Below are 6,206 nucleotides of genomic sequence, written 5' to 3' on the forward strand. Positions count from 1 at the left end.
GGGTAGCCTGCCCCGCCTCGGAGGTGACGATGACGTGCAGGGTGCTCTCCGCTCTGGAAAATTCCCCGATGGCCACGCTTCCGTGAGCGAGACAAGCGCCAGGGTCCGACGCCTCGTCGAGCCGCTCACGGTGCCCGTGCTCTCGGTGCTCACCGCGCTCCTCGTGGGTGCAGGCGTCATCGCCGCGGCGGGCGGCGACCCTCTGGCAGCGTATGCGGGACTTCTCGAAGGCGCCTTCGGATCTGCCCGGGCGCTGAGCGAGACGGCCGTGTGGACCACGCCCTACCTGCTCGCGGGGCTCGGCGTGGCATGCGCGTTCCAGGGAGGGCTCTTCAACATCGGCGCAGAGGGCCAGCTCGCGCTCGGCGCGGTTGCTGCGGCGTGGGCAGGCTACGGCCTGCCAGCGCTCCTCGGCGGCACCTTGCCGGCCGCGCTGCACGTCCCGCTCACCCTTCTCTGCGGGGCGACCGCAGGCGCGGCGTGGGCAGCGATCCCTGGCTGGCTGAAGACCCGCACCGGCGCCCACGAGGTGATCAACACCATCATGCTCAACTACGTCGCGCTGAACGCGGTGAGCTACCTCCTGAACGGGCCCCTCAAGGACCCGACCCCCGGCAACGTCATCGCCCGCACCCCGCTCATCGCCGAGAGCGCGCGCATCCCCGTCTTCGTCGACACCCTGCGCGTGCACTGGGGCTTCCCGCTCGCCCTCGCGCTCGCGGCGCTCGTCGGTTGGGGCCTTGAGCGCACCACCCTCGGCTTTGCGATCAGGACCGTCGGCGCGAGCCCGGACGCCGCGCGCGCCGCCGGGATGAACGTGCAGCGGACCGTGGTGCTCACCATGGCGATGTCTGGCGCGCTCGTGGGCCTCGGCGGGGCGATCGAGGTGACCGCCCTCAACCACCGGCACGAGCTGGGGTTCTCGCAGGGCTACGGCTTCGACGCCATCGCCGTCGCCCTCCTCGGCAGGAACCACCCGGGGGGCGTCGTCCTCAGCGCCCTCCTGTTCGGAGCGATGCGCAACGGCGCGACCCGCATGCAGTACCTCACCCAGATCCCGGCCGACGTGATCTCGGTCATCCAGGCACTGATCCTGCTGTTCGTCGCCGCCGACGGGCTCGTGCGCAGGCTCTACCGCCTGCGCGGGGGAGCGGCTCCCCTCACGCTGACGCGCGGCTGGGGAGGCTGAACGGCGCGCATGGGATCTCGCCGGCTCGCCTTCGTGACCCTGATCGTGGCGGTGCTCGTCGGCGCCGCGGCGCTGGCCGGGGCGCCGCGCGTCGCTGCCGCGGACGTGGTGGTCAGCATGATCGCCACCACGCTCGCGGTGGCGACACCGCTCACCCTGGGAGCGCTCTCGGGCGTGATGTGCGAGCGCGCCGGCGTCGTGAACCTCGGCATCGAGGGCATGATGCTCAGCTCGGCCTTCTTTGGCTGGGCCGGTGCCCTCTATGCCAGCGCCGCATGGGGCTTGCCCCCGGGCGCGAGCCTCGCGTTCGGCGTCGCCATGGCGATCGTCTCAGGCGGCCTCCTCGGGCTCGCCCACGCCGCGCTGTCGGTGACCTTCCGGGTGGACCAGATCATCGGCGGCACGGTGATCAACCTCCTCGCGGTGGGGCTCACCGGCTTCCTCAACCGGCAGCTCTTCTTCGAGCGCACGGGCCCCTTCGGCGGCGTGGTCCCTCGCTCGCCGGGCGTCCTGCCCCGCCTCCACCTCCCCGGCCTCGCCGACCTGCCGGTGGTCGGCCGCATCTTCGAGCAGCAGCCCATCACCCTCACCGCGATCCTCCTCGTCGTCGTCGCGCACCTCGCCCTCTTCCGGACCCGCTGGGGCCTGCGCGTCCGCGCCGTGGGTGAGCACCCGCGCGCGGCGGCCACGGTGGGCATCGACGTGCGCCGGCTGCGCTACGAGAGCGTGATCCTCGGCGGGTGCCTGGCCGGGCTCGGCGGCGCCTACTTCACCCTCGAATCCGTGCCCTCCTTCGAGCCGCTGATGACCAACGGGCGCGGCTTCATCGCCCTCGCCGCGATGATCTTCGGCAACTGGACGCCCACCGGAGCCTTCGCGGCGGCGCTGGTCTTCGGCGCCGCCCAGGCCCTCCAGATCAACCTGCAGCTCTTCCGCGACCAGATCCCGCCCTCCTGGTCGTTCCTCCAGCACTCGTCGATCGTGGGCCTCTTGCCCTACCTGCTCACCATGCTGATCCTGACCGGCGTGATCGGGAAGACCACGCCGCCCGCAGCCGACGGCAAACCTTATGACGGCTGATCTGGCGCGCGACCCTGAGGCGCACGCGCGCCCCGACGAGGACCGCCCCGCGTCCTCCACGCCCTCGGTCCCCCCCCCGCCCTCGGTCCCCCCCCCGCCGCCCGCGCTGGAGGCCCGCGCCATCACCAGGCGCTGCCCGGGAGCCCTCGCCAACGACGCGGTGAACTTCGTCCTCAGGGAGGGCGAGGTGCACGCGCTGCTCGGCGAGAACGGCGCCGGCAAGTCCACCCTGATGAACATCCTCTACGGGATGGTCCCACCCGACTCGGGCGAGATCTGGCGCAGCGGTCGGCGCGTCACCCTGCGCTCGCCGAGCGACGCCATCGCCCTCGGCATCGGCATGGTGCACCAGCACTTCATGCTCATCCCCGGCTTCACCGTCGCCGAGAACGTGCTCCTCGGCGCCGAGATCACCGGCCGCTTCGGGATGCTCGACCCCCGCCGCGCGAGCGCCGAGGTGCGCGCCCTCTCCGAGCGCCACGGGCTCCCCGTCGACCCCGACGCCCGCGTCGCCGACCTGCCCGTGGGCATCCAGCAGCGCGTCGAGATCCTGAAGGCGCTCCACCGCAAGGCCGAGGTGCTCATCCTCGACGAGCCGACGGCGGTGCTCACCCCCCAGGAAGTGGGGGAGCTCTTCACGGTGCTGCGCGGCCTCAAGGCGCGGGGCACATCCATCGTGATCATCAGCCACAAGCTCAAGGAAGTGCGCGCCGTGGCCGACCGGATCACGGTGATGCGCGCCGGGCGCGTCGTCGGCGAGACGACGCCCGCCGAGGCCGACGAGCAACGCCTCGCCACGATGATGGTGGGCCGCGAGGTGCTGCTCACGGCGGACAGGTCACCAGCCCAGCCAGGCGACGAGGTGCTGCGCGTCCGTGACCTCCACGTGCGCGACGGCCAGGGGCTCCCCGCGGTGCGCGGGGTGAGCTTCTCGGTGCACGCAGGCGAGATCCTCGGCATCGCAGGCGTGCAAGGCAACGGACAGACCGAACTCGCCGAGGTGCTCAGCGGCCTCCGCCGCCCGACGGAGGGGCAGATCTCGCTGGCTGGCCGCGACGTGACGACCGCCTCGCCGCGCGCGCTCATCGACGCCGGCCTCTCCCACATCCCCGAGGACCGCCAGCGCCACGGCCTCGTCGCTTCGTACTCCGTGGCCGACAACCTGGCGCTCGCCACCTGGAACAGGCCGCCCTTCGCCGCGCATGGCGTCCGCGACGAGAAGGCGGTGCGCGCCCGCGCCGAGGCGCTCGTGAAGACCTACGACATGAGACCCCCGAACCCTGACGCCCTGGTCGCCAACCTCTCCGGCGGCAACCAGCAGAAGGTGATCATCGCCCGGGAGCTCGACCGTCCCGTGACGCTGCTCCTCGCCAGCCAGCCTACCCGTGGCGTCGACGTGGGCTCGATCGAGGCCATCCACCGCGCCATCGTCGCCGCGCGTGACAGCGGCGCCGCGGTGCTCCTCGTCTCCGCGGAGCTCGACGAGATCCTGGCGCTCTCCGACCGGGTGGCGGTGATGTCCCGCGGCGAGATCGCCGCCATCCTCGACGCGTCCGAGGCGACGCGCGAGCAGCTCGGCCTGCTCATGGCAGGCGCGCGCACCACTCCCTGAACAGCCGCGCCTCGCCCGGCGGAAAGAACGCCGTCGGTGGCACCGCCGCGTGGTAGCGCCGGAACGCCGCGCTGAACCCCGCCGGGTCCTCGTCGAACCACGCCTCGGCCTCGGGACAGCCACGCAGGAGCCTCTCGAACCTGAGCCGCGCCACGAGGAGCGCCGCGATGCGCACCCCGTCCGCGTCGACCCCCCGCAGCGCCTTGCGCAAGCCGGGCGGCAGCGCGGGATCCTCCGCTGCCGCGTGCAAGACAGCCACGGGATCGGGCGCGGTCATGGCGCGCCCCACCACCTCCTCGTACCGCGCGAACGCCTGCGCCCCGACGAGCCGCTCCTGGGTCTCGGCTTCCTGCCCTGCGCCCCCTGTGCCCTCCGCCTGCTCCACGCGCTCCGCGTCCTGCGCATCCTCCACGTGCTGCGCGTCCTGCTCGGTCTGCGCATCCTCCACGTGCTGCGCGTGCTGCGCGTGCTGCGCGTGCTGCGCGCCCCTTCCGCCCCTCACCGTCCCCGCTCCAGCGTCCTGCGCGCGCGCCGCACCTCTTCGCGCACCTGACGCGCGTCGTCGGGCCCCGCCACGGTGCCCTCCATGCGCTCCAGCGTCACCCCGCGCAGGTGCCGGCAGCGCGGCACCACCTCCTCGAAGAGCTGCCACACCGCCTCCGGGACCGCATCGTCGTGCCCATCGAGGCGCAAGACCCGCCCCGAGGGCAACCACGCGGGGTTGCTGTGGCTGCCACCGGAGAGGTGGATCTCGATCACCCGATCGAGATCGAGCCGCGCGAGGTACGCCTCGGGCTCGAAGCCGAGGTTCACCGCCATGGTGTGGACGTTGTGCAGGTCGAGCAGGAGATGCGCGCGCGGCAGGTCGAGAATCCACCCGAGAAACCGCGGCTCGTCGAGGGGATCGCCGAGCATGAAGTAGCTCACCGTGTTCTCGACCCCCACGTCGGGCACCACCTCCTGCAGCGCGCGGAGGCTCTGCTGGACGACGCCTGCGGCGTGTCGCGTCATCGGCAACGGCAGCGGGAGCGCCGCGGCGAGCCCCGCGGGCGCGCTGATGCCGAGGTGATCGGTGTACCACCGGAACCCGAACACCGCGTGCGCGCGGCGGATGGCCTGCATCCAGCGCGCCCGTCGCGCGCCGTCCTCTGCGCCGCCGCTCCCCACCGACAGCCCCACGCCGTGCCCCACGCACGGCTTGCCGCTCTGGCGCGCGAGCTCGGCGAACACCGCGTGGAACCCGTTCTCTTCGAGGCGGGCCTCGTCCTCGTCCGGCGCCCACCAGAGCGTCTCGGGGGTGATCTCGTGGTAGTCGGCCTCGTCGCGGATCACCTCGCCGAGCAGGTCGAGGAACGCTTCCTCGGGCTGCAGCGTGAAGCCGACGGGGATCACCCGCTCAGGTCCACTCGTTCGTGAAGAAGTAGAGGAACCGCCCGCTCTTCTCGGGCACGTGGCCCATCCCGCACGCCACGCGGGGCCCCCGGTTCTCCTCACCCTCGATCGTGGTCCCGCAGCCGCTCGCCCTGGCCCAGCGCGCGCCGCTCGGCGGCTGCCTGACCATCCGTGCGCGCACGCTCGCCGCCCGGGCCTCGAGCTTCCTGCTGTCGGCGCCGAGCTCCTTGCGCAGGAGCATGCCGAGGGCGTCGATGCGGCTCTGGATGGTGCGCTCCGTGGCCTTCTCCAGCTCGTCCCAGGGCATCGATCCCATCGACGGGTCGTCGGGCAGCGCCGCGTCGAGCTGGGTCGCGGCGAGCGAGGCGCCATCGGTCCTCACCAGCACCATGAGCGGGTCCCCCTCGCCAGCGCCCGGCACCACCTTCTTCAGGTCGCTCATGGTCGCGCAGACCACCTCGACGTCCGAGAGCGGCGCGAGGTCCTTGTCCGTGCCGTGGTTGAGCAGCTCGCCGAAGGCGCGCCCCCGGTCGTACTTCTGGCTGTCGTCGGCCGGGATGACGAAGACCAGGAGCGGACGCCGGGCCTGCTTCGCGCGCTGCACGGCCACGCTCGCCTTGGAGCGGGTCTTCGCGGCAGTCCCGCCGGAGGAGGCGTCGCCCTTCCCGCCAAAGGCCTCCTGGATGAACGACGGCCACGCGCTCATCGCCAGCCCCGCCGCCGCCGCCCCCAGGAGATGTCTGCGCTTCATCGTTCCCTCACCTCGTCCATGCCCTGACAGCACGCGCCCACGTTCGTTCCCGGTGACCGGGTTGCTCATGAGACGGCCAGGGTGGCCCGAAGTTTTGATCGCATGGCCGCACAACGGAGGACGCCAGCCCCCGCTGGCTCCGTCCCTGTCTCTGCGTGTGCCCCCGCCCCCGCCCCCGCCCC

At 72.5% G+C, this 6,206-nt stretch carries 6 protein-coding genes; 3 read left to right on the forward strand and 3 right to left on the reverse strand.

What is annotated here, in order from left to right:
* The first annotated feature begins 82 nt into the window (after positions 1 to 82).
* Genes CAP_RS36145 through CAP_RS36155 form a run of 3 tightly spaced genes read left to right on the forward strand, consistent with a single transcriptional unit; the run spans position 83 to position 3,881 of the window.
* The gene (locus tag CAP_RS36145) at positions 83 to 1,189 is read left to right on the forward strand and encodes an ABC transporter permease (RefSeq protein ID WP_044249390.1); all 1,107 of its coding nucleotides are present in this window, start codon (positions 83 to 85) and stop codon (positions 1,187 to 1,189) included.
* Between the two features lie 9 nt (positions 1,190 to 1,198).
* Complete coding sequence (locus CAP_RS36150) at positions 1,199 to 2,269, forward strand: ABC transporter permease (RefSeq protein ID WP_044249352.1); 1,071 nt, start codon at positions 1,199 to 1,201, stop codon at positions 2,267 to 2,269.
* Complete coding sequence (locus CAP_RS36155) at positions 2,259 to 3,881, forward strand: ABC transporter ATP-binding protein (protein WP_081865618.1); 1,623 nt, start codon at positions 2,259 to 2,261, stop codon at positions 3,879 to 3,881. The genes CAP_RS36150 and CAP_RS36155 overlap by 11 nt, the downstream gene beginning before the upstream one ends.
* On the opposite strand, the gene CAP_RS36160 is transcribed toward CAP_RS36155, so the two are convergent.
* The 3 genes from CAP_RS36160 to CAP_RS36170 are packed head-to-tail and all read right to left on the reverse strand — an operon-like array spanning position 3,853 to position 6,024.
* Positions 3,853 to 4,383, reverse strand: coding sequence for a hypothetical protein (locus CAP_RS36160; RefSeq protein WP_231511902.1), 531 nt, complete (start codon positions 4,381 to 4,383; stop codon positions 3,853 to 3,855). The genes CAP_RS36155 and CAP_RS36160 overlap by 29 nt on opposite strands.
* Positions 4,380 to 5,273 carry a multinuclear nonheme iron-dependent oxidase gene (locus CAP_RS36165; protein WP_044249354.1) on the reverse strand — a complete coding sequence of 298 codons (894 nt, stop codon included), beginning with the start codon at positions 5,271 to 5,273 and terminating at the stop codon, positions 4,380 to 4,382. The genes CAP_RS36160 and CAP_RS36165 overlap by 4 nt, the downstream gene beginning before the upstream one ends.
* Positions 5,274 to 5,277: 4 nt before the next feature.
* Positions 5,278 to 6,024 (reverse strand): hypothetical protein, encoded by a 747-nt coding sequence (locus CAP_RS36170; RefSeq protein ID WP_044249356.1) that lies wholly within the window; start codon positions 6,022 to 6,024, stop codon positions 5,278 to 5,280.
* Positions 6,025 to 6,206 lie beyond the last annotated feature (182 nt).

This window comes from Chondromyces apiculatus DSM 436 (assembly GCF_000601485.1).
Classification (GTDB): Bacteria; Myxococcota_A; Polyangia; order Polyangiales; family Polyangiaceae; genus Chondromyces; species Chondromyces apiculatus.